A 22,076-nucleotide genomic window follows, 5' to 3' on the forward strand; every position below is an offset into this window, starting at 1 on the left:
TTTTTTAAGGGAGAGAATGATGGATCGCCGACACTTCATGATCGGCTCCGGCCTCGCCGCGACTGCGGCGCTGATGGGTAGCGGAGCCATTGCACAAACTTATCCGAACCAGCTCGTGCGTATTATCGTGCCGTTTTCGGGTGGCAGCCTCACCGACATCCTTGCCCGTTCGGTGGCCGAAAAGCTTGCTGCGAAGTGGAAGCAGCAGGTCATCGTCGAGAACAGGCCCGGCATCGCCGGTGTCAGCAGCGTCGCCAAGGGCCCGACCGATGGCTCGCAGATCATGCTGACCTCAAACGGGCATAGCGTGATCGGCGTGGTCAACAAGAACCTCAACTTCGATCCGATCAAGGATTTCGCTGCGATCAGCCGTGTCGGATCGACGCCGTCCATCCTGATCGTGCCGCCGGATGCGCCGTTCAAGACGCTGGCCGAACTGATCGCCGCGGCAAAGGCCAAGCCGGATTCGCTGAGCTACAGCTCTGCCGGCGTCGGTAGTTCCACCGGTATCGCCGCCGAACTGTTCAGGCATCTCACGCAAACCAAGATGGTGCTGATCCCACATCGCGGACTGCCGGAATCCCAGATCAGCATTATGCGCGGCGACACCTCGGTTGCCTTCACTTTCTTCGGTGTTGGTGGCGACCTGATCCAGTCGGGAAAGTTGCGTGCATTGGCGGTCACCGGCAAGAGCCGCATGGCGCAACTGCCTGATGTGCCGACCTTTGCCGAGGCGGGGCTCCCCGAATTCACCTACGATAGCTGGTTTGGCATGCTCGCCGCCGCGGCGGTGCCGAAACCCATCGTCGGCCAGATCGCGCGCGATCTCGCCGAGGCGCTCAGCGATCCGGCCCTGATCAAGCAGTTCGCCGCGCAGGGCGCCAACATCGCCAGCTCGACGCCGGAAGCGTTCGACGCCGAGTTGCGCAGCGATGCGGAGCGTTATGGCAAGCTCGTCGCGATGTCGACGGACGGGGCGGCCAAGTAAGAAGGCGGGCCTGCAGCACGCGATGCGTCTGCAGGCCCGTTGGCGTTACTTCGCGATATAGGCGTCGAGCGTCGGGCAGGTGCGGTCCTTGTAGGGGACGAGCCAGGGCGCGTAGTTCGCCTTGGTGATGATCGCGCCCGGAATCGTGACCTGCTTCGGTGCGCTCTGGCCGCGAATAGCGTTGAGGCCGACTGCAGTAGCGATGCAGCCGATCTTGAAGCCGTCAAACTCGGCGATCGCCAGCAGGCTGCCCGCCTTCACGGCTTCGACGGCCTCCGGTACGCCGTTGATCGACACCACAGCAACGTTATTGCGGCCGGCTGCATTGAGCGCCTCGATGGCGCCGAGGGCGGACGCGTCGGCAGCGGCGATCACGCCGTCGATGGTGCTGAACTGCTGGATCAGGTTTTCCATCGTCTGCATGCCGAGCAGCCGCTGGAAGTTGGTGGGCTGCGAGGCCAGTATCTTGATATTCGGATAGTCCTTGGCTGCGGCGTCGAAGCCGCGCTTGCGTTCGTCGCCCGTCGTGGAACCTTTGACGCCTTCGAGGATCACCACGTTGCCCTTGCCGCCGAGGTGGTCGAACAGGGTCTTGGCGATGTCGTGGCCGAGCTTGTAGTCGTCCTGGCCGATGAAAGACAGGAACGACGCGTCGCCGCCGCGGTCGTTGTAGTTGATGATCGGCAGGCCGGATTCGATCAGGCGCTTGATCGTCGGCAATTGCGCCTTGGCGTCGATCGGCATGAACAGCATCAGATTGGGCTTGGTTACGCCGACGTCTTCGAGCTGCGACATTCCCTCGGTGATATTGTTCGGTTTGGTCGGCGTGTAGTTCTTGACCGTCGCGTTCATCCGCTGGGCCATCTGCGCCACGCCGGCGCGTACGCCCTCGAAATGCGGGTCCACCTGGTTCTTGGTGAAGGCTGCAATCACTTCGCCATCGGCCCACGCAGCCGGACTGGACAACGTGCCGCAAATGATCGCAGCGAGGACGCATCGACGTGGTCTGGTGGTTCGCATGGTGGCCCCTTTTGGTTGTGGATGACGAGACGGTGAAAAGGTGTGATGCGGCCCTATCCGCTCCTCGACCGGCGCCGACTGACGACGAAGTCCGCGAGGATGGCGATGAGGACGACGGCGCCGTTGACGAAGGGATGCCAGGTGGCGGCGACGTTGAGCAAATTGAGCCCGTTGACGATGATGGTAAGCAGGATGGCGCCAAGCACGGTGCCGACGATATTGCCGCTGCCACCGAACAAGGATGTGCCGCCGACGAGCACGGCTGCGATTGCGGGAAGCAGCAAGGGTTCGCCGATGCCCGGTTCGGCGGCATTGAGGCGCGCCAGATAGACCAGGGCCGCGATGCCGGCAGTCAGGCCGCTGAGCACATAGAGCAGCAGTCGTCGGCGCTCCACGGCAATGCCCGAGAGAAGCGCTGCAGTCTGGTTCGCGCCCATGAAGTAGGCTTCACGGCCGAAGGTCGTACGGTGCAGGACAATGCTGCAGACGACGCAGACCACGAGCGTGATCCAGATCGGCAGCGGCACGCCAAGAAAAAAGCCTGTGCCGAAGTAGCGGAACGACATCGGCATGCCATAGATCGTCTGCCCCGCCATGAACCAGTAGGCGGTGCCTTGTGCGACCCATAACATGCCGAACGTGGCGAGAAACGGCGGCAGGCGCAAACGATTGATCATCAGCCCATTGGCAAAACCGATGAGCGTGCCGCTGGCGACGGCGGCCGCGACGCCGTACCAGGGATTTCCGGTGGTCTTGATCGCTGCTGCCGCAAGGCAGGCCGAAAGTGTCAGATTGGAGCCGACTGACAGGTCGAGGCCGCCTCCGATGATGACGAGCGTGAGGCCGGACGCGATGAGAAACAGCAGGCTCGCCTGCCTCAGCATGTTCAGAAGATTGCTCACCGAGGCAAAGCCGGGATCGATTGCGGTTAGCGCGCCCGCGATCAGCACGATCAGAACGAGCCGGCCGAGCAGAGCCACCGCATCGGGCGACAGGGATGGAGACCGGGTGTCGAGCATTGCCGGGATCGTCATGTTGCCCGCCTCGAATAGTGTTTCCGCGCCCGGTCGATCAGCAATGCGAGTATGAGGAGGATGCCGATACAGACCACTTGCAGCGATGAGTCGATGGAGAGGATGTTGAGGCCGTTACGCAGCACGGTGATGGCGAGCGCGCCGAGCACGGCGCCGAACAGCCAGCCCTGGCCCTTTTCGAAAGACGTGCCGCCGAGCACCACTGCGGCGATCGCCTCGAACTCCATGCCGATGCCAACGGTCGGATGCGCCGAATTGGTGCGCCCGATGAGCAGCACGGCGGAGAGACCGACGATCGCGCTGCCGAGCACATAGACGGCGAGATGAACGAGATTGGCGCGAATGCCGGCGAGGCGCAGCGCATCCTTGTTGCCGCCGATGGCGATCACGTAGTTGCCGAGCCGGGTCCGGTACAGCAGCAGCCAAAGTGCGGCATAGAGGGCCACGGCAACTACAATCGGCATCGGGAAAATCCAGAGCTGAGAGCGGTAGAAGATCTCGACGGCGGGCGTGAAACCGCCGACCGGATCGCCATTGGTCATGACCAGCGCGATGCCCTGCATCAATCCCATGGTGCCGAGGGTGACAACGAAAGCGGGCAGCGTCAGATAGGCGATCAGGACGCCATTGAGGGCGCCGAAGGCGGTGCTGATCGCGAGTGCTGCCGCGCAGGCAGCGAACATGCTCCAGCCTGCGAGAAGCGCCTCGGCCACGATCACACCGCTCAGGCCGAGCAGCGCGCCGGCCGACAGATCGAGGCCCTCGGTCAGAATGATCAGCGTCATCGGCAAGGCGATCATCAGCAGCAGCGACGCCTGCAGGCCGACATTGACGAGGTTGGTCTGGGACACGAAACGCGGATTGGCGATCGTGAACAGTGCCAGCATCAGGACCAGCAGGATACCCGCGCCGGGGATTGCGCTGAAAAGCTGGCCGGCGCCGGACCGTCGCTGCAATTTAATCTGCGCGGTCATTGGTGCACCACCAGTTCGAGAATGGCTCGTTCGGTCAATGCGTCGCCGTCGAGATGGCCGACGATACGATGGTCGCGCATGACATAGGCGCGATCACAGAGCTGGACGAGTTCTGGCAGTTCCGAGCTGATGACGACGACGCCGGCTCCGCCGTCGACGAGCTGGTCGATCAACCGATAGATCTCTGCTTTGGCGCCGACATCGACGCCGCGTGTCGGTTCATCCAGCAGGAACAGCCTGGACCCTGCCGCCAGCCATTTGGCCAGCACGACTTTCTGCTGGTTGCCGCCGCTGAGCGTGCGGACGGTCTGGTGGGTCCCATGGGCAGCGATGCCGAGCTGCGCAATCAATCCCCGCGTATCCCGCTCAGCGGCCACGGGCGAGAACCAGCCGGACGTGAAGCGGCGCCATAACGAGGCCACCGTTGCGTTGTCGCGAATGTCGAGCGGGAGCGCGAGCCCCTCGCGTTTACGGTCTTCCGGCAGCAGTGCCATGCCTGCGCGGACCCGCGCATCCAGCGTTGCCGGCGCGCGCGATCCTGAAAGAGCGATCTCGCCGCCAGTGATCGGATCGGCGCCGAACAGAGCGCGCACGACTTCGGTCCGGCCGGATCCAACCAGGCCGGCGAGCCCCACCACCTCACCCGCGCGGATTTCGATGGAAATATCCGACAGCTTCGCCGTGCTCATGCCCCTGGCGAACAGGATGGGTTCGCCCGGCGCACGCGGTGTCCTTGCGAGCTGCGATCCCGAGGGGCGGCCGATCATCGCGCCGACCATCTCGGCTTGGCTCATCTCGCCGCGCAGGACGCTCGTCACCACGGCGCCGTCCCGCAGGATAGTGATGCGGTCGCCGAGCATCTGGACCTCCTTCATGCGATGGGAGATGTAGACGATGGCGACGTTCTTCTGCGTCAGCCGCGCGATTGTCGAGAACAGCCGTTCCGCCTCACGCTCGGAAATAGCGGCGGTCGGCTCGTCCATGACGAGCACGCGTGCGTTCTGCGACAGCGCCTTGGCGATCTCCACCATCTGCTGGTGTGCCACGCCGAGATCGGCGGCGGGCTGGTGTGTGTCGTAATCGAGTCCGAGATCGTCGAGGATGGTACGCGCGGCAGCATGCATGGCCTCGGAATCGATGAGACCAAAGCGCGCGAAGGCGGCTTCGCGCCCGAGATAAATGTTCTGCGCGATGTCGAGATAGGGGACCAGCGAGAATTCCTGGAAGATCACGGCAATGCCGAGCGCGCTTGCATCGGCAGGGCGGGCGACAGCGGCACGCCGGCCTCCGACCTCGATGTGGCCTTTGTCGGCCGCATGGGCGCCATACAGCGTCTTGATCAGCGTCGACTTGCCGGCGCCGTTCTGTCCGAGGATGACGTGGACCTCGCCGGCATGGATGTCGAGCGAGACGCCCCTGAGCGCATGTACGCCGGGGAAAGATTTGTCGATGTCGATCAGGCGCAGCAGCGGCGCGGCGGCCTGGCCCGCCGCGTGCTGGCCGGCTGTCGTTGCCGCATGCACCGCGTGATCTCCTTGCGCTTCAGTGCCGTGCATCATTGTCGGCCTCGTTCGGCCCGGGACCCGGGGCCGGCGGGAAGTCTCAGCCGGCTTATTTTTGCGGGGGAATGGCGGCGATCATGTCGAGCTCGACGCGGGCGCCCTGCGTCGAGAGCTGGTTGATGCAGATCGTGGTGCTAGCTGGCGTCCAGTCGCCGAAATATTCCTTCATCACCTTCACCATGCCGTCCTGGTCCCGGATGTCGGTCAGGTACTTCGTGACCTTGACGATGTCGGTCCAGGCCAGACCTTCGTGATCCAGGATCGACTGGATCGTCTTCATGGCGCGATGGGTTTGCTCCTCGATCGAATTGGGGTGCTCATGCTCTTCGAGAACATGCGGGTGCTTGTGATAGAGTGGCGAGGGCGTCGCTCCGGAAATGAAAAGCATGCCGCAGGGTACTTCGACACGGATCGCCGGCGCATAAGGCATGTCCGGCTTCCGCTCCGGCATCGTCTGGATTTCCTTGACGTGCGGATTGGATGGCGATGTTGCAAAGGCCGGCTTGGCTGTCATGATCAATTCCTCGATGGCGGGCGTTGGTAACCGCGTGACCTTCTCGCGAGATGGCATCCGGCCAACCCATCATGAAGCGTGAGATCAAACTATCTTTTAGTCAAGATAAAATATCTTGGCGCAAAGATAGATGAATTTGCATATATTCGGTGCCCCGTGCCTATATGCTGGTCAGCATGACCACCGATTCGATTGATGAGATCATTGCCGGCTGGAGCCGGCGGCGGCCCGACCTCGACGCCGGCCACCTCGACGTCGTCGGCCGGATTGTTCGGCTGTCCGTGCATATGCGCAGCGCCATCGAGCCGGCGCTCGAGGAGCAGGGCTTCAATTGGGAATTGTTCGACCTGCTCCTGACGATTTACCGTCGGGAGGCCGATGACAGTATCGGTGTTCGACCGACCGACCTCTATGCGGAGTGCCTGCTGTCGTCGGGCGGGCTCACCGCGCGGCTGCGGCGCGCCGAGCAGGACGGTTTCATCGTCAGGCGCCAGGATCCTGAAGATGGCCGCGGTGCGCGGATCACGCTTACGGCCAAGGGACGAAATTCCGTCGACAAGGCGATTGCCCAGCACTTCAAGCTGTCCCGTTCGGTCGACGAGATACTGACGGCCAACGAACGTCAAACGCTCACGCGGCTGCTACGGAAGCTTCTGATGTCGGTCGAGAAGCCAGATCCGTAACGGATCGCTTCTGGGCGCCCCGTTCTCGGCAAATTCGGATCAGTCGCTGGCGTCTTTCGATGCCACCGCCGCGGAGCGGGTCAAGTTTCGCTTAGCTTTGTCGGTGCCGTGTTCTGGCTTCTCTTTTGGCCGCGTCAGAAAAATCTGACGAACGTGTCTTGGTCGGCAGCTTGATCGCCGCGACAGAATCCCGCGCGAGTAAAATCGGCTTCAGCACGATCCGATCGTTTTGAACCGGCGTTCCCTTGATCATCGCAATAAGGATGTGAGACGCCTGCGTTCCCAGCTCCGCAGTCGGCGTACTGATGGTCGTCAGTGCCGGCGCTATCGCGTCCATGAACAGCATGTCGTTCATGCCGACCAGCGAGATGCTGCCGGGACATGAAATGCCCTTGTTTCTCAGGTGCCGAAGGCAGCCTACGGCCAGCATGTCGTTGCCGGCCACAATCGCCGTAATATTGGGGTTCTCCGCCAGCAAACGTTCGCAGGCGAACTCGCCTTCCTCGACCGTAAAGGCCTCACCGAAGACGGCAGTGGGCACAACTCCGTCTTGAGCCAGAGCTTTGCAGGCGCGCCGGAAACCGCGATAGCGGTGGTAACCCGTCGACACGTTTTGCGGGCCGCCGACATGAGCAATCTGCCTGTGTCCACGTTCGGCGAGATGATGAACCGCCAGTTCCATTGCCTTCGCGTCGTCGACCCGGACGCTCGGTATGAATTCGCTTTCAGGATCGCGAAACACTGCGACGACGGGGATGTTGGCCTCGACGCAGGCTGCAATGCCAGGATCATTGCGCTCGAAGGTCGCGACGATCAGACCCTCGACGCCTTGCTGGATGAACCGTTCGATCAGCGCGGCCTGCCTGAGCGGATGGTTGTCGGTGTTGCCGACAATGGTGACGTATCCAATCTCCGCGAAGCGATCCTCGATTGCCCGCACGATGGGCGGATGGACGGGATCGCCGAGATTCGAAACGATGACGCCGACCGTGCGAGATCGCTGCGTGCGAAGCGCCGACGCCATAGCGTTTGCGCGATAACCGAGTTTCTTCGCGCAGGCCTCGACGCGCGCGATCATCTCCGGCGAGATCAGGTGACGCTTCTCGGGATTGAGGCCGCGCGAAACGGTCGACCAATGAACGCCGGCGCACTTCGCAACATCGATGATCGTCTTGCGTGATGTGCGGTCTTGCTGCGTCGATGAGTTCTTTTTGATCTTCTTGGGCATCGCCATCCAGCCTGCTCGCGCGCATCGTCGTGTCCGCTGACGATCTCGTGAGAATGCCTCATCTTGCACAAATTGACAAACGTGTGCAGAGTTTCTTGACAAACGTGTGCACGGGAATGATTGTAGCGAAAAATCTGCTGCATGCCCTGGTGCAATGCAGCAGAAGCGCGCTAACGGCGTCGACGATCAGGGATGGAAATGGTGGAGAGCTTCGTCTATCAGGCGGCGCCCATGCGGGTCGTCTTCGGCTCGGGACGGCTGGCAGATCTGGCCGCCGAGCTCGACCGACTCGGCATTAAGCGCGCGCTCGTTCTGACGACAGCCCAGCAGAAATCTCACGGCGAGCAGATTGCCACGCTGATCGGTGATCGCGCGGCGGGGGTCTATGCAGGCGCGGTGATGCATACGCCGGTTGATGTGACCGAACTTGCGATGGAGCAGGTCAAGGCTCTGCAGGCCGACGGCATCGTCGCGGTGGGCGGCGGGTCGACCATCGGGCTAGGCAAGGCGATCGCGCTGCGGACCGACCTGCCGCAGATCGTTGTGCCGACCAGCTATGCCGGGTCCGAGATGACGCCGATCCTGGGTGAGACCCGCGACGGGCTGAAGATCACGCAATCGAGTCCGAAGATACTCCCCGAAACGGTCATCTACGACGTCGACCTGACGCGCACATTGCCGCCTGCGTTTGCGGTGACGTCGGGCGTCAATGCTATCGCTCACGCTGTCGAAGCGCTCTATGCGCGCGATGCCAATCCGGTCGTGTCGTTGATGGCGGAAGAGGGTATCCGCCTGTTCGCCGGCGCGCTGCCGAAGCTCGCGGCTGGCGAGGACGACGCGACGGCGCGCGATGATGCACTGCGTGCTGCATGGTTGTGCGGGGCCTGTCTCGGCGCCGTCGGCATGGGACTTCACCACAAGCTCTGCCATACGCTGGGCGGCACGTTCAATCTGCCGCATGCCGAAACCCACACGGTGATCCTGCCGCATGCGATGGCCTATAATGCTCCGACCGTGCCGGTTGCAGCGGCTCGCGTCGCGCGCGCATTGGGCGCCGGACAGGCCGCGCAGGGACTATTCGATCTCACGCAGGGCCTTGGCGCCAAAGTCGCGCTGCGTGATCTGGGAATGCCGAAAGATGGCATCGAACGCGCCGCCGACCTTGCCGTCAGCAATGCCTACTGGAACCCACGGCCTCTGGAACGCGATGCCATCCGCGATCTGATCGCGCGGGCCTGGGCGGGCGAACCTCCTGTCATGGCGGAGGCGTTGCGATGACGGCCACGCGCACGCTTATCAAAGCCGCCACCATCCTGACAATGGACGACACGATCGGCGACCTCACGCAGGCCGACCTGCTGATTGAAGGCGATCGCATCGTCGACATCCGGCCGGACCTCGATGTCGGCGATGCAGAGATCGTCGATGGTCGTGGCCGCATCGTCATTCCGGGCCTCGTCAACGCGCATATGCATACGTGGCAGACCGCCTTGCGCGGCTTCTCCGCGAACTGGACGCTTCCTGAATATTTCCGCCGTATGCATGCGGGACTGGCTACAGTCTTCCGTCCCGAAGATATCCATATCGGCACGCTGATGGGCGCGCTGAACCAGATTAATTGCGGCACCACCACGCTGGTTGACTGGTGCCACAACAACCCAACGCCTGCGCACAGTGATAGCGCCGTCGCGGCGCTGAAAGAGAGTGGCATCCGTGCGGCCTTCTTCCACGGCTCGCCGAAACCGGAGGCGGCGCCAGGGCAGCCGCACTTCTCCGAGGTTCGGCATCCGCGCTATGAGGTCGAGCGCTTCTTGGCAGGGGCGCTGTCTAACCGCAGTGACCGCGTCACGCTCGGGCTTGCGATTCTTGGCCCACATTATTCGACCATGGATGTTGCCATCCATGATTTCGAACTGGCGCGTGAGTTCGATCTGATTGCCTCGATGCATCAGGGCGGAGGCCCGGCCAAGACGCCGGGGGGCTGGGCGAGACTGATTGCAGCTGGTCTCGTCGGCCCCGGCACCAACATCGTGCACGGCAACGATCTTCCTGACGATCTGCTGCGCCAACTTGTCGATCTCGGCGTGTCGTTCTCGGTTACGCCGGAAAACGAAATGAATCAGGGTCACGGTTACCCGATCACTGGGCGGCTGTTGAAGCTGGGATCGCGGCCATCGCTCGGAGTCGATCTGGAATCCGTGCTGCCTGGTGACATGTTCAATGTTGGCCGCATCGCACTGTCGATGCAGCGTGCGCTGGACAATGCCGAGAGCCGGCAGGCCACGGGCGCCATTCCTGCGGCCACCACGATCACGACGCGTGAGGCCTTGCGCTGGATCACCATCGAGGGCGCCCGCATGCTCGGGCGTGAAAGCAGCATCGGCTCGCTCACGCCGGGCAAGAAGGCGGATCTGGTCGTCATCAATGCCACTGACCTGAACCTCTGGCCGGTCCATGATCCGGTTTCCACGGTACTGATGCAGTCCAGCATCGCCAATGTCGAGGCGGTCATGATCGACGGCATCTGGCGCAAGCGTGGCGGACGCCTGCTGGTGGAGAACCTCGATCACAAAAAGAATGAACTCGAGCGATCAGCCATGCGCATCGTCTCCGAGATCGAACGTCAGGAGAAAGCGGCATGACAACCCCGTCGAGAGATCAAGCACAGGCTGTAGCCTGGATCGGTGTTGGCAAGATGGGCTTGCCGATTGCGGGCCGTATGGTGGAGGCCGGTATTCGTGTCACCGGTTACGACCCGGGCCAGCAGCGCATGGTGTTGGCACAGCAGCTTGGGCTTCAGACGGCCAACTCGGCCGCAGACGCCGCTGCAAACCACTCGATCATCTTCACATCGCTGCCTGACGATGCCGCGTTGCGTTCCGTGGTGCTCGGACCAGGCGGCCTGCTGAACAAGCTGACACGCGGTGCGGTTCTGATCGAGACCAGCACTGTCAGTGCCGAAATATCGGCTGAAGTTGGCGTTGCGGCGGAGGCAAGCGGTGTGGCCTATCTGCGCGCGCCGGTGTCCGGCAATGCAGCGATCGCGCATACCGGCGCGCTGACCTGCTTCGTGTCGGGACCGCGCGATGCGTTCGATGCAGTTCAGCCGGTGCTGGCGACGTTCACCCGCGCGCAAACCTATCTCGGCGTGGCCGAGGAAGCGCGATTTGCCAAGCTCGCGGTCAACTTGATGATCGCGGTGTCCGCCGGAATGATGGCCGAAAGCCTCGCGCTGGCGCGCAAGGGTGGCATCTCCTGGCCGGATATTCTCAAGGTTCTGGACGACAGCGCGGTCGCCTCGCCGATGGTCAAGTATAAGACACCGCCGCTGGCCACGCGCAACTTCGACTCCACCTTCTCATGCCGGCAGATGGCCAAGGATCTCGACCTCATCATCGGGGCCGGTCATTACGTTGGCGTGCCGCTGCAACTCGCAGCACAGGTGCGGGAAATCTATGGATCTCTTGTTGCACAGGGCGATGGCGAATCCGACTTCATCGCCACCGTGCGCCATGTCGAGCGACTGTCGGGTCTCGGCGAGCCGAAGCTTGGGTGAGGGGAGGCCATGCGAAATTTCGACGAGAACACCATTACCGACGCCGTATTGGATCGCATTACAGATGCCGGCCAACCGCGGATCAGGCAGATCAGCGAGGCGCTGGTACGCCACCTGCACGCCTTCGTCCGGGAGGTTCGGCCAACCCAGAGGGAATGGGAGCAAGGCATCGAATTCCTGACGCGCACCGGTCACATGTGCGACGATAAGCGCCAGGAGTTCATCCTGCTTTCGGATACGCTCGGGGTGTCGATGTTGGTCGATGCTATCAATCATGGTGCCGAAAAAGGTGTGACGGACACGACCGTGCTCGGGCCGTTCTTCGTCCAGGCGGCCCCAGAGAAGAAGCTTGGCGAAGACATCTCCGGTGGCATGGAGGGCGACCCGATGATCGTGACAGGCTCGGTCTCGACGCCGGACGGTAAGCCGATCGCGGATGCCACAATCGACGTTTGGCACTCTGACGACGATGGGTATTACGATGTTCAGCAGCTCGACAAGATCGGCGATCTGGCGATGCGGGCGCGGTTTCACGCTGACGTCGAGGGCCGTTTCCGCTTCTGGTCGATCAAGCCGGCGGCCTATCCGATCCCGCATGACGGGCCCGTCGGCGATATGCTTACGGCTCAGGGGCGTCATCCGTGGCGACCTGCCCATGTTCACTTCATGATCTCGGCGCCTGGCTTCGAGCAACTGGTGACGCATGTGTTCGTCGCGGGCGACAAGTATCTCGACTCCGACGTCGTCTTCGGCGTCAAAGATACGCTCATTCGCGAATTCGTCCTGAAAGATGCCGGCGAAGCTCCCGACGGGCGCACGCAGAACACGCCTTACTATCATTTGAATTACGAGTTCGGTTTGAAGCCAGACGCCAACAAGGCGCATGCTGTCTAGCTAACAATGCGCATGACGGGCCGCAGAGCCTGAGCGCCGATATGGAAGGGGAGGATGCTATGGGAGCGCCAGTGAGCGCCGAGACGGCCGTGGTCCGTCTGAATGAGATCATTGGGGCGCGCGCGACGATTGCGCGCGGCGTGCTCGATGATCACGGTCGCAGCGAGGCCTATCACGTCAGCCGTTCGCCGGACGTCGTCGTGTTTCCGGAAACCACGCAGGAAGTCGCTGAGATCGTGAAACTCTGCGGCGAACTCGGAATGCCCGTCGTTCCATTCGGCGCGGGCACCTCGCTCGAAGGCAATGCAGCATCGGTGGCGGGCGGCGTCTGTATCGATTTTGCGCGGATGAACCGTGTGCTCCAGGTGCACGACAAGGACCTCGATGTCGTCGTGCAGCCCGGCATTACGCGCAAGCAACTCAACGCGCATTTGCGCGACACCGGATTGTTCTTTCCGATCGATCCCGGCGCCGATGCGTCGATCGGCGGCATGACATCGACGCGTGCGTCCGGGACCATGGCCGTTCGCTACGGCACCATGAAGGACAATGTGCTCGCGCTCGAAGTCGTGCTGCCGGATGGGCGGGTGATCCGCACCAGCCAGCGTGCCCGCAAGTCATCGGCCGGTTACGATCTCACACGGCTGTTCGTCGGCTCCGAAGGCACCCTCGGGGTGATCACCGAAATTACGCTGAAATTGCATCCATGGCCGCAGGCGATCTCGTCCGCGGTCTGCAGTTTCGGACGGCTCGATCAGGCGATCGATGCCGCGATTGAAGTGATCCAGTCGGGTATCCCGGTCGCGCGGATGGAGCTGCTGGATGAAGTCATGATGCGCGGCATCAACGGCTATTCCAAGCTCGGTTATCGCGAGGCGCCGACGCTGTTCTTCGAATTCCACGGCACCGAGGCGAGCGTCGCGGAGCAAGCCGAACTGGCGGAGGCGATCGCCGCCGAACATGACGGCCAGGGCTTCCAATGGGCGCGTGCGGCGGAAGACCGGACGAAGCTGTGGCATGCCCGTGACAATACGCTTTATGCGGGTCTTAGCCTGAAGCCAGGCGCCAAGGCCATGATCACGGATGTCTGCGTGCCGATCTCACGGCTGACGGAATGTCTCACCGAAACCCGCCGCGATATCGATGCGAACGGACTGATTGCGCCCGTCGTGGGCCATGTCGGCGACGGGAATTTCCATCTGCTCATCCTGATCGATCAGGACAATGCCGACGAAGTCGCGCGCGCCAAGGCGCTGCACGCGCGATTGGTGGCACGTGCGATCGCGATGGAGGGTACCTGTACCGGCGAGCACGGCATCGGAACCGGCAAGATCGGTTTCCTCCAGGACGAGCTCGGCGACGCCGTCGATATCATGCGTGGCATCAAGGCGTCGGTCGATCCGAAGGGAATAATGAACCCCGGCAAGATCTTCTTGCCCAATGCACCGGTGCTGGCATGACGCAACTCGCGCAGTCCGATGCTGCTATGTCGATCGGTCGAGCCGCGCCGCCGCTGTTCGAACTACGCGGCATTTCCAAGGAATTTCCTGGAGTAAAGGCACTCGACGATGTGTCGTTCTCGGTCTGGCCCGGCGAGGTGCACATGCTGCTCGGCGAGAACGGAGCAGGCAAATCGAGTCTGATGAAGGTGCTGTGCGGGGCCTATCGCGCCGATAGCGGCTCGTTCCACTACAACGGCGAGACAGTCGAGATCGCGTCGCCAGCCGATGCGCAGAAGCTCGGCATCGCCGTCATCTTCCAGGAATTTTCGCTGGTCCCCTATCTCGACATCGCGCAGAACATCTTCCTTGGCCGCGAGCCGGCGGGACGTGTTCCCGGCACGATCGATCGCAAGAAAATCCTGGCTGACGCCAGGCGCGTGCTGGATTCGATCGGATTCGACATAGATCCAGCGATCCGGATCGAGAAGCTAGGCGTCGCCCAGCAGCAGATGGTGGAGATTGCGAAGGCCATCAGCCAGAACGCGCGAATTCTCGTGATGGATGAGCCGACGGCGGCACTGTCCGATCGCGAGACGGAATTGCTGTTTGCACTGATCGCGCGGCTCAAGGCGGACGGCGTCGCTATCATCTACATCTCGCACCGCATGGCAGAGGTGTTTTCGCTCGGTGACCGCATCACGGTGCTGCGCGATGGGCGCCGTATCGATGAAGTGAAACCCGAGGCCGTGTCATCGGACGATCTGGTCCGGATGATGGTCGGTCGCAGCGTCGATATGAGCTATCCACGGACCTTCGCCCAGACCCCTGGCAAGGTCATGCTTGAGGTGAAGGGTCTCGCCTCTGCCTCAGGCATTGCGGGCATCGACTTGGTGGTGCGGCAAGGCGAGATCGTCGGGCTGTGCGGGCTGGTCGGCTCGGGGCGCACCGAAGTGGTGCGGGCCATTTTCGGAGCCGACAGGGCGACCGCGGGACGGATCCTGTTCAACGGCCAGGAGAAGTCCGGCGGTCCCGACGAAGCGGCCAGACTGGGGCTCGCGCTGATTCCAGAAAGCCGCAAAGCCGAAGGTCTGGCTCTGATCCGCTCCGTCGGAGACAACCTGATCGTTTCCGCGTTGCGCAAGATCTTTCCGCGCGGTCTTTTCGATCAAGGGAAGTCCAGGCAGGTTGCGAATGATCTGATCCGGCAGTTGAGGATCGTGACCCCATCGGACAAGCAGGCCGTCGGTCTTCTGTCCGGCGGCAACCAGCAGAAAGTCGTCATCGGCAAATGGCTGGCCGCCGGTGCCAAGCTGTTCATCTTCGATGAACCGACACGCGGCATCGACGTCGGAGCCAAAGCCGAGATCTTCGCGCTCATCGACCGGCTGGTCGCGGATGGTGCCGCTGCGCTGATGATCTCGTCGGAGCAGGCAGAAATCTGCCACGTCTGCGATCGCGCCTATGTCATGTGCGACGGACGGATCGCGGGTGAACTGGCTCGCCACGAACTGAGTGAGGAAAACATCGTGAAGTTGGGGATGCAGCATGCGTGAACAAGCGATGGTATTGAACACCAATCCGCTTCAGCGGATTCCCGGCGTTGCCGTTATGCTGGTGCTGCTATGCGTCGTCTTCAGCCTGATGACACCGGGCTTCCTGACGGTGCCGAACATTTCCAACGTGCTCGTCCAATCGACGATCCTGCTGATGCTGGCGCTGCCGATGACGCTGATCATCATGACCGAAGGTCTCGACCTGTCGATGGGCGCAGTGTTGACGCTGACCTCGCTGATCGTCGCCATCGTCGCTTTGGCCACTGGCTCACTGCCGCTCGGCCTGCTTGCGGCAATGGCCGTTGGAATCTTGTTCGGGACGGTCAATGGCTGGCTGGTTGCCGTTGTCGGTATTCCTCCCTTTGTCGCCACGCTGGGCACACTTGGGATGGCGCAGGGGCTCTCGCTGATCGTCAGCGATGGCCAGAGCGTCGTCGGCATGCCGGCGGCCGTTCGCGGCGTCTATTCCGGGACGCTCGGCGGCGTTCCGCTTCCGATCGTACTGGGGTTGGGAAGCTACCTTGCCTTCCACGGATTGCTCTACCACACGCGTTTCGGGACCTACATTTTCGCACTCGGCGGCAACCGCGAAGCGTTGAAATTCGCGGGCATCTCGGCGCGTCGCTTGCTGATCCTCGTCTACGCGCTCGGCGGCGCCATGGTCGGCTTGGCCGGTCTCCTGATGACCGCGCGAATGAATTCGGGGCATCCGACTGCTGGGCTTGGTCTTGAGTTCGATGCCATTGCAGCGGTTGCGGTCGGCGGCACGTCGTTCGAGCGCGGCAATGGTTGGCTCCTTGGCACCTTGCTCGGCGTGGTCACCGTAGGCGTGTTGCGCAACGGATTGAATCTGCTGGCGCTGCCGTCTTCCATTCAGGTGGCAAGCGTCGGCTTGCTGGTGATTGCAGCATTGTTCGTCGATGGATTGCGGAGCCGATCATGACCGATATCTCAAAGCCGATCGCAGGCGGGCGAATGTTGCTCTCCGACGAGATGATCCAGGTGTTCTATCGCCTGCTCGCCGCGTTTCTGATCTGTGCGGCGCTGACCATCCTCACTAACTCGTTCTTCAGTCTCGGCAACATCCTCAACGTCCTGCGCCAGGCGAGTCTGCTCTTCTTCATCGCGTCGGGTCTGACGTTGGTGGTGCTGACAGGTGGCCTCGACCTTTCGATCGGTGCCAATGTCGCTATTTCCGCGTGTATTGCCGGAACGGTGATTCATCAGACGGGCTCGCCGACTTTGGGGGTACTGACAGGCATCGGCGTTGGTGGCGCGGTGGGGATGCTGAACGGCGTGATGGTCACGGCGCTTCGAATCCCATCTTTCATTGCGACCTATGGAATGCTTTGGGTGCTGCACGGCATCACTTACTGGTACATGGGCGGAGAGACCATGCACGGTTTCCCGGCTGGCTTTCGCCAGATCGGCAGTGGTTATTTTCTCGGTCTTCCGATCCCGGTCTATCTGTTGCTGGTCTTCCTCGCCATCGGAACCATTTTCGCGCAGCGCACCACGTGGGGACAGGAAATCTATGCCATCGGTGCCAACCCGGTCGCCGCGCGGTTGTCAGGCATTCCCGTCGCTCGCCGACTTCTGCTGGTCTACACAGTGTCGGGCGCAATGGCCGGGCTCGCCTCGATCATCTTTCTTGCGCGGCTAAACTCTGCCGAGGCCGACATCGGCGAAAGTCTGACACTGCCGGCGATCGCCGCGGTTCTGATCGGCGGCACCTCACTGTTCGGCGGTCTCGGAACGGTGTTCGGCACGTTTGTCGGTGCACTCATTTTGACCCTGGTCCTCAATGGCATGAACCTGTTGTCGGTCAACGCGAGTTGGCAGCCACTGGTGACCGGCGTCATTGTCATTCTGGCTGTATGGCTGGATATGAAAACACGGCGCCGCGCGGCGTAAGTGTTCGATCTTAAAAACAAAATGGAGGGAACGACTATGAAGAAAGCCTATGGCGCGCTTGCTGCACTGCTTCTGACGACATCACTCTCATCCCACGCACTCGCTGACGGTGAGACGATCGCGGTGTTTACAAAAAACCAGACCAATCCGTACTTCCAGACAGTGCGGGTCGGATCCGACGCAGCCGCGAAGGCGATGAAGGCAAAGACGCTGCATTACATCCCGACAAAGCCGGACAGCATTCCGGAGCAGCTCAGCCAGATTGAGGACGTGGTGGTGAAGAAGCCATCGGCGATCGTCTTCATCCCGGTCGACTACAAGGCGATGGTCCCCGGCGTCGAGAAGATCAATGACGCAAAGATCCCGGTGGTCAACGTGACGGACCGCTCGGCCGGCGGCAAGTTCGTCGCCTTTGTCGGTGCCGATGATTACAGTCTGGGTCTCGAGACCGGGCGCTATCTGCTGAAGACGCTCGGCGGCAAGGGCAATTTCGTGATCATTGAGGGCGTCAAAGGGTCCTTGACGAGCATCGATCGCGTCCGCGGCTTCAACGATGCCTTGAAGGAAAACCCCGGGGCCAAGCTGCTTGCGTCGCAGCCGGGCAACTATCAGCGGCTGCAGGCGCTTCAGGTCATGGAAAATCTCATGCAGTCGAATACCCAGATCGACGGTGTGTTGGCTGCCAATGATGCGATGGCGATCGGTGCGATCGAGGCGCTCGATGGTGCCAATCGCAAGGCCCAGGTCATCGGCGTCAATGGCACCAAGGAGGCGATCGACGCGATCAAGTCCGGGAAGCTGCTGGCGAGCGGCGACTACAATGGCTTCATGCAGGGATGCCTCGGCATGATGATCGCCATTCGTTCGCTGCGCAACGAACCGGTGATCACCGAGATTGTTCTCAAACCCACGGTCATCGGCAAGGAGAACTATCAGCCCTACGACGTGCCGCTGGAATCGCGGACCTGCCCGAGCTGGGACGAGGCTGCGAAGCTCGGCACCAAGTAATATCTTCGACACTTCAGGCGGTCGCCGCAAGCCGGCGGCCGTCTTCTGCTTTTCAGGAGCTACGTATGCTGTTTGCCATCCATGCCGTCGATCATGCTGGGGCGCTCGACAAGCGCTTGTCCCACTACGAGGCTCACAAGGCCTTTTTGTCCGACACCACGGCCTATGACGTGACGATCGTCATGTCCGGTCCGCTGACAGGCGATGACGGCCAGGCCATGATTGGCAGCCTGTTTCTCGTCGAGGCCGCTGACCGCGCGGCGGTCGAGAAATTTCATCATGCCGATCCGTTCTTTGCCGCTGGCATCTGGCAGACGGTCACGATCACCGGCTTCTTGCGTAGGCAGGGATAGGCACAATGGAGGCCGGCACCTCGCTTGTCGGCGAGGCAGTCGTTCGGCATTTGAACGCCGACAACGAAATCAGCCTGGGATCTGATCGGATCCCAGGCTGATTCTGCGATGAGCTGAACCGTGAGGACTAGCCGAACTGGTTCATCGTGTTGTGCGCGCCGCCCGCCTTCAGGGCTGCCTCACCGGCGAAGTATTCCTTGTGTTCGTCGCCGATGTCCGAACCAGCCATGTTCTGATGCTTCGCGCAGGCGATGCCTTGACGGATCTCGGCGCGCTGGACGTTCTTGACGTAGCCCAGCATGCCCTGTTCGCCGAAATACTCCTTGGCGAGGTTGTCGGTCGACAGCGCAGCCGTGTGGTAGGTCGGCAGCGTGATCAGGTGATGGAAGATGCCGGCACGCTTGGCTGAATCAGCCTGGAATGTCCGGATGAGCTCGTCGGCTTCGACCGCCAGCGGGGTGCTGTCGTACTCCACCTTCATCAGTTCGGCGCGGTTGTATTTGCTGACATCCTTGCCGGCTTCCTTCATCGCGTCATAGACCTGCCAACGGAAGTTGAGCGTCCAGTTGAACGACGGCGAGTTGTTATAGGCCAGCTTCGCATTCGGGATCACCTCACGAACGCGATCGACCATCTTGGCGATCTGCTCGATATTCGGCTTCTCAGTTTCGATCCACAAAAGGTCGGCGCCGTTCTGCAGCGAGGTGATGCAGTCGAGCACGCAGCGGTCCTGACCCGTGCCTTCGCGGAACTGGTACAGGTTGCTGGCCAGACGCTTCGGGCGCATCAGCTTGCCATTACGCGTAATGACGACGTCGCCGTTGCCGATCTTTGAAGCGTCGATTTCCTCGCAATCCAGGAAGCTGTTGTACTGGTCGCCGATGTCGCCCGGCTTGTGGCTGACAGCGATCTGCTGCGTCAGGCCAGCGCCGAGCGAGTCGGTGCGGGTGACGATGATGCCGTCTTCGACGCCCATTTCGAGGAAGGCGTGGCGGCAGGCGCGGATCTTCGCGAGGAAGACCTCGTGCGGCACGGTGACCTTGCCATCCTGATGGCCGCACTGCTTCTCGTCCGAGACCTGGTTCTCGATCTGCAGTGCACAGGCGCCAGCCTCGATCATCTTCTTGGCGAGCAGATAGGTTGCTTCCGCATTGCCGAAGCCGGCATCGATATCGGCGATGACGGGAACGACGTGGGTCTGGAAGTTGTCGATCTTGTTGATCAGTTCTTCTTCCTTCGCCTTGTCGCCAGCCTTGCGGGCCGCGTCGAGGCTGCGGAAGATGTCGTTGAGCTCGCGCGAGTCAGCCTGACGCAGGAAGGTGTAGAGCTCTTCGATCAGCGCGGGCACCGAAGTCTTCTCGTGCATCGACTGATCCGGCAGCGGGCCGAATTCCGAGCGCAGCGCCGCGATCATCCAGCCCGAGAGGTACAGGTAGGTGCGGTCGGTGGTGCCGAAATGCTTCTTCACCGAGATCAGCTTCTGCTGCGCGATGAAGCCATGCCAGCAGCCGAGCGACTGGGTGTACTTGGTGGTGTCTGCATCATAGGCGGCCATGTCGGCGCGCATCAGCGACGCGGTGTAGCGTGCGACGTCGAGACCGGTCTTGAAGCGGTTCTGCAGGCGCATGCGTGCGACGGCCTCGGCGGTGACGCCGTTCCAGGTGTCCTTGGTCTTGAGTAGCGCCGACGCCGCCTCGACTTCGCTCCGATAGGAGCCGGCGCCGAGGATGGTCTGGTTGCTGATCCCGCGTGGCTGGAAGTTCATTTTCTCGATCCCTTTGGCTGACGAAAAACCTGTCCTTGGTTGTAAGCGCGGGATCGCCAGCCGCTAGACGGAATGCGGATAACTTGTCATACTTTACAAATATCGAGTGTAAGTCTGTAATTTAATTACAAGGTATTGGAGTGCGTGATGGCCGCCTCGGCAGGTCGTTCGGTGTTCATGGGTCCCCGATTACGGCGGCTTCGGCGCGATTTGGGCCTGACTCAGGCCGATATGGCGGCTGATCTCGAGATTTCCGCGCCTTACGTCGCGCTGCTGGAGCGCAACCAGCGGCCGATGACGGCGGACATGCTGCTGCGTCTGGCGCGCACCTACACCATCGATCTGGCCGATCTCGCCGGCGATGGTGGCGCCGACAATACAGCGCGGATGCAGTCGATCCTGAAAGAGCCGATGTTCTCGGACATCGATATCCCCGCGCTCGAAATCAGCGATCTCGCGGTGAGCTATCCCGGCATGGCCGAGGCGTTCCTGCGCCTCTACACCGCCTATCGCGAGGAGCAGCTAGCGCTTGCGGATCGGCGCGCACCGGCGCTCACCGGTGGCGCGTCGTCTTCGGATAGCGAGGGCTATGACGCCAACGATCCCGTTGCCGAGGTCAGGCGGTTTCTCGCCGCACGCCGCAATAATTTCGCGGGCCTCGACGACGCGGCCGAACGTCTCGTGCAGACGACGTCGGGGCCTAGCGGTTTCGTCGAGCGTCTCAAGACCCGGCACAAGCTGCAAGTGCGCTATCTGCCGCCAGACGTCATGCTCGGCTCGGTCAGGCGACTGGATCTGCATCGCAAGCAGTTGCTGCTTGAAGACTCGCTCGATACCGCAAGCCTCCATTTCCAGTTGGCGCAGCAACTCGCTTATCTCGAAATGGAAAACGAGATCGGGACGGCGCTCGAGGACGGCCAGTTCACCACCAAGAGCGCAGAGCTGCTGGCGCGCCGCGCGCTTGCAGGCTATGCCGCCGCGGCATTGATCATGCCCTATGCAGCCTTCGCGCGCGCAGCCGAGACGCGGCGCTACGATCTCGAAGCGCTGGCGCGCCAGTTCGGCGCTAGCTTCGAGCAGACCGCGCATCGCATCACGACACTGCAGCGGCCGGGCGCCGAGAAAGTCCCGTTCTTTTTGATCCGAGTCGATCCCGCCGGCAATATTTCAAAATTGCTCGACGGTGCGGGCTTTCCATTTGCGAAACACGGCGGCGCATGTCCACTGTGGTCGGTGCACGACGTCTTCCGAACGCCGCGCCAGATCGTCACGCAGTGGTTGGAATTGCCGGACGGCCAGCGCTTCTTCTCGATCGCCCGTACCGTCACCGCCGGCGGTGGTGCTTACGGCGCACAACGCGTGGAGCGCGCCATTGCGATCGGTTGCGCAGCCGAATATGCGGGCCAGTTGATCTATACGCGCGACGCGTCAGCGCCGCGCGCGGATGCGCCCACGCCGATCGGCGTCGCATGCCGTGTCTGTCATCGTCCGCGCTGCGCGGCGCGCTCGGCGCTTCCGATCGGGCGCGAGTTGTTGCCCGATGATTTCAGGACGCTGAACGTACCGTTTGGATTCTCGGCGGACTGAA

At 61.9% G+C, this 22,076-nt stretch carries 20 protein-coding genes; 13 read left to right on the forward strand and 7 right to left on the reverse strand.

The window, feature by feature from the left end; all coding sequences use genetic code 11:
- Positions 1 to 19 precede the first annotated feature (19 nt).
- Positions 20 to 988, forward strand: coding sequence for a Bug family tripartite tricarboxylate transporter substrate binding protein (locus AB8A33_RS05170; protein ID WP_439091799.1), 969 nt, complete (start codon positions 20 to 22; stop codon positions 986 to 988).
- A 45-nt stretch (positions 989 to 1,033) separates the two neighbouring features.
- On the opposite strand, the gene AB8A33_RS05175 is transcribed toward AB8A33_RS05170, so the two are convergent.
- From AB8A33_RS05175 to AB8A33_RS05195, 5 genes are read right to left on the reverse strand one after another with little or no spacing between them, the layout of a single operon-like run.
- Positions 1,034 to 2,008 (reverse strand): sugar ABC transporter substrate-binding protein, encoded by a 975-nt coding sequence (locus AB8A33_RS05175; protein WP_439091800.1) that lies wholly within the window; start codon positions 2,006 to 2,008, stop codon positions 1,034 to 1,036.
- A 53-nt stretch (positions 2,009 to 2,061) separates the two neighbouring features.
- Positions 2,062 to 3,042 (reverse strand): ABC transporter permease, encoded by a 981-nt coding sequence (locus AB8A33_RS05180; RefSeq protein WP_439091801.1) that lies wholly within the window; start codon positions 3,040 to 3,042, stop codon positions 2,062 to 2,064.
- Positions 3,039 to 4,016, reverse strand: coding sequence for an ABC transporter permease (locus AB8A33_RS05185; RefSeq protein ID WP_439091802.1), 978 nt, complete (start codon positions 4,014 to 4,016; stop codon positions 3,039 to 3,041). The genes AB8A33_RS05180 and AB8A33_RS05185 overlap by 4 nt, the downstream gene beginning before the upstream one ends.
- Positions 4,013 to 5,575 carry a sugar ABC transporter ATP-binding protein gene (locus AB8A33_RS05190; protein WP_439091803.1) on the reverse strand — a complete coding sequence of 521 codons (1,563 nt, stop codon included), beginning with the start codon at positions 5,573 to 5,575 and terminating at the stop codon, positions 4,013 to 4,015. The genes AB8A33_RS05185 and AB8A33_RS05190 overlap by 4 nt, the downstream gene beginning before the upstream one ends.
- Before the next feature lie 52 nt (positions 5,576 to 5,627).
- The gene (locus AB8A33_RS05195) at positions 5,628 to 6,092 is read right to left on the reverse strand and encodes a RidA family protein (protein WP_439091804.1); all 465 of its coding nucleotides are present in this window, start codon (positions 6,090 to 6,092) and stop codon (positions 5,628 to 5,630) included.
- Between the two features lie 164 nt (positions 6,093 to 6,256).
- Between AB8A33_RS05195 and AB8A33_RS05200 the strand changes: the two genes are divergently transcribed.
- The gene (locus tag AB8A33_RS05200) at positions 6,257 to 6,775 is read left to right on the forward strand and encodes a MarR family winged helix-turn-helix transcriptional regulator (RefSeq protein ID WP_439091805.1); all 519 of its coding nucleotides are present in this window, start codon (positions 6,257 to 6,259) and stop codon (positions 6,773 to 6,775) included.
- 91 nt (positions 6,776 to 6,866) lie between these two features.
- Here AB8A33_RS05200 and AB8A33_RS05205 read toward each other — a convergent pair whose 3' ends face one another.
- Complete coding sequence (locus AB8A33_RS05205) at positions 6,867 to 8,009, reverse strand: LacI family DNA-binding transcriptional regulator (RefSeq protein ID WP_439091806.1); 1,143 nt, start codon at positions 8,007 to 8,009, stop codon at positions 6,867 to 6,869.
- A gap of 192 nt (positions 8,010 to 8,201) precedes the next feature.
- Between AB8A33_RS05205 and AB8A33_RS05210 the strand changes: the two genes are divergently transcribed.
- The 10 genes from AB8A33_RS05210 to AB8A33_RS05255 all read left to right on the forward strand — a co-directional run bounded on the left by AB8A33_RS05210 (position 8,202) and on the right by AB8A33_RS05255 (position 18,723).
- A complete protein-coding gene (locus AB8A33_RS05210; RefSeq protein WP_439095860.1) occupies positions 8,202 to 9,281 on the forward strand; it encodes a maleylacetate reductase in 1,080 nt (359 codons plus the stop codon).
- A complete protein-coding gene (locus AB8A33_RS05215) occupies positions 9,278 to 10,645 on the forward strand; it encodes an amidohydrolase family protein (protein ID WP_439091807.1) in 1,368 nt (455 codons plus the stop codon). Before AB8A33_RS05210 ends, AB8A33_RS05215 begins: the two co-directional genes overlap by 4 nt.
- A complete protein-coding gene (locus AB8A33_RS05220; RefSeq protein ID WP_439091808.1) occupies positions 10,642 to 11,559 on the forward strand; it encodes an NAD(P)-dependent oxidoreductase in 918 nt (305 codons plus the stop codon). Before AB8A33_RS05215 ends, AB8A33_RS05220 begins: the two co-directional genes overlap by 4 nt.
- A gap of 9 nt (positions 11,560 to 11,568) precedes the next feature.
- Positions 11,569 to 12,453: an intradiol ring-cleavage dioxygenase gene (locus tag AB8A33_RS05225; RefSeq protein WP_439091809.1), complete on the forward strand. Its 885-nt coding sequence runs from the start codon at positions 11,569 to 11,571 to the stop codon at positions 12,451 to 12,453.
- A 59-nt stretch (positions 12,454 to 12,512) separates the two neighbouring features.
- Positions 12,513 to 13,913, forward strand: a complete 1,401-nt coding sequence (locus tag AB8A33_RS05230) for an FAD-linked oxidase C-terminal domain-containing protein (protein ID WP_439091810.1) — start codon at positions 12,513 to 12,515, stop codon at positions 13,911 to 13,913.
- Positions 13,914 to 13,939: 26 nt separating this feature from the next.
- Complete coding sequence (locus AB8A33_RS05235; protein WP_439091811.1) at positions 13,940 to 15,448, forward strand: sugar ABC transporter ATP-binding protein; 1,509 nt, start codon at positions 13,940 to 13,942, stop codon at positions 15,446 to 15,448.
- Positions 15,441 to 16,391, forward strand: coding sequence for an ABC transporter permease (locus AB8A33_RS05240; RefSeq protein ID WP_439091812.1), 951 nt, complete (start codon positions 15,441 to 15,443; stop codon positions 16,389 to 16,391). The genes AB8A33_RS05235 and AB8A33_RS05240 overlap by 8 nt, the downstream gene beginning before the upstream one ends.
- Complete coding sequence (locus AB8A33_RS05245; RefSeq protein ID WP_439091813.1) at positions 16,388 to 17,362, forward strand: ABC transporter permease; 975 nt, start codon at positions 16,388 to 16,390, stop codon at positions 17,360 to 17,362. The genes AB8A33_RS05240 and AB8A33_RS05245 overlap by 4 nt, the downstream gene beginning before the upstream one ends.
- 36 nt (positions 17,363 to 17,398) lie before the next feature.
- Positions 17,399 to 18,370 (forward strand): sugar ABC transporter substrate-binding protein, encoded by a 972-nt coding sequence (locus tag AB8A33_RS05250; RefSeq protein WP_439091814.1) that lies wholly within the window; start codon positions 17,399 to 17,401, stop codon positions 18,368 to 18,370.
- 65 nt (positions 18,371 to 18,435) lie between these two features.
- Complete coding sequence (locus tag AB8A33_RS05255) at positions 18,436 to 18,723, forward strand: YciI family protein (RefSeq protein WP_439091815.1); 288 nt, start codon at positions 18,436 to 18,438, stop codon at positions 18,721 to 18,723.
- Between the two features lie 127 nt (positions 18,724 to 18,850).
- Here the strand turns inward: AB8A33_RS05255 and AB8A33_RS05260 are convergent, their stop codons facing one another.
- Complete coding sequence (locus AB8A33_RS05260) at positions 18,851 to 20,488, reverse strand: isocitrate lyase (RefSeq protein ID WP_439091816.1); 1,638 nt, start codon at positions 20,486 to 20,488, stop codon at positions 18,851 to 18,853.
- A 147-nt stretch (positions 20,489 to 20,635) separates the two neighbouring features.
- Between AB8A33_RS05260 and AB8A33_RS05265 the strand changes: the two genes are divergently transcribed.
- A complete protein-coding gene (locus AB8A33_RS05265) occupies positions 20,636 to 22,075 on the forward strand; it encodes a helix-turn-helix domain-containing protein (RefSeq protein ID WP_439091817.1) in 1,440 nt (479 codons plus the stop codon).
- Position 22,076: the final 1 nt, after the last annotated feature.

It is taken from the genome of Tardiphaga sp. 813_E8_N1_3, assembly GCF_051811025.1.
In the GTDB taxonomy this organism is placed as follows: domain Bacteria; phylum Pseudomonadota; class Alphaproteobacteria; order Rhizobiales; family Xanthobacteraceae; genus Tardiphaga.

What these genes read in the sequence shown, in the direction of transcription:
- AB8A33_RS05225 (WP_439091809.1), top strand. Translation starts at nt 11,569, where the DNA reads ATGCGAAATTTCGACGAGAACACCATTACCGACGCCGTATTGGATCGC.
- AB8A33_RS05170 (WP_439091799.1), top strand. Translation starts at nt 20, where the DNA reads ATGGATCGCCGACACTTCATGATCGGCTCCGGCCTCGCCGCGACTGCG.
- AB8A33_RS05255 (WP_439091815.1), top strand. Translation starts at nt 18,436, where the DNA reads ATGCTGTTTGCCATCCATGCCGTCGATCATGCTGGGGCGCTCGACAAG.
- AB8A33_RS05240 (WP_439091812.1), top strand. Translation starts at nt 15,441, where the DNA reads ATGCGTGAACAAGCGATGGTATTGAACACCAATCCGCTTCAGCGGATT.
- AB8A33_RS05180 (WP_439091801.1), bottom strand. Translation starts at nt 3,042, where the DNA reads ATGACGATCCCGGCAATGCTCGACACCCGGTCTCCATCCCTGTCGCCC.
- AB8A33_RS05215 (WP_439091807.1), top strand. Translation starts at nt 9,278, where the DNA reads ATGACGGCCACGCGCACGCTTATCAAAGCCGCCACCATCCTGACAATG.
- AB8A33_RS05260 (WP_439091816.1), bottom strand. Translation starts at nt 20,488, where the DNA reads ATGAACTTCCAGCCACGCGGGATCAGCAACCAGACCATCCTCGGCGCC.
- AB8A33_RS05265 (WP_439091817.1), top strand. Translation starts at nt 20,636, where the DNA reads ATGGCCGCCTCGGCAGGTCGTTCGGTGTTCATGGGTCCCCGATTACGG.
- AB8A33_RS05175 (WP_439091800.1), bottom strand. Translation starts at nt 2,008, where the DNA reads ATGCGAACCACCAGACCACGTCGATGCGTCCTCGCTGCGATCATTTGC.
- AB8A33_RS05185 (WP_439091802.1), bottom strand. Translation starts at nt 4,016, where the DNA reads ATGACCGCGCAGATTAAATTGCAGCGACGGTCCGGCGCCGGCCAGCTT.
- AB8A33_RS05220 (WP_439091808.1), top strand. Translation starts at nt 10,642, where the DNA reads ATGACAACCCCGTCGAGAGATCAAGCACAGGCTGTAGCCTGGATCGGT.
- AB8A33_RS05190 (WP_439091803.1), bottom strand. Translation starts at nt 5,575, where the DNA reads ATGATGCACGGCACTGAAGCGCAAGGAGATCACGCGGTGCATGCGGCA.
- AB8A33_RS05230 (WP_439091810.1), top strand. Translation starts at nt 12,513, where the DNA reads ATGGGAGCGCCAGTGAGCGCCGAGACGGCCGTGGTCCGTCTGAATGAG.
- AB8A33_RS05210 (WP_439095860.1), top strand. Translation starts at nt 8,202, where the DNA reads ATGGTGGAGAGCTTCGTCTATCAGGCGGCGCCCATGCGGGTCGTCTTC.
- AB8A33_RS05205 (WP_439091806.1), bottom strand. Translation starts at nt 8,009, where the DNA reads ATGGCGATGCCCAAGAAGATCAAAAAGAACTCATCGACGCAGCAAGAC.
- AB8A33_RS05235 (WP_439091811.1), top strand. Translation starts at nt 13,940, where the DNA reads ATGTCGATCGGTCGAGCCGCGCCGCCGCTGTTCGAACTACGCGGCATT.
- AB8A33_RS05245 (WP_439091813.1), top strand. Translation starts at nt 16,388, where the DNA reads ATGACCGATATCTCAAAGCCGATCGCAGGCGGGCGAATGTTGCTCTCC.
- AB8A33_RS05200 (WP_439091805.1), top strand. Translation starts at nt 6,257, where the DNA reads ATGCTGGTCAGCATGACCACCGATTCGATTGATGAGATCATTGCCGGC.
- AB8A33_RS05250 (WP_439091814.1), top strand. Translation starts at nt 17,399, where the DNA reads ATGAAGAAAGCCTATGGCGCGCTTGCTGCACTGCTTCTGACGACATCA.
- AB8A33_RS05195 (WP_439091804.1), bottom strand. Translation starts at nt 6,092, where the DNA reads ATGACAGCCAAGCCGGCCTTTGCAACATCGCCATCCAATCCGCACGTC.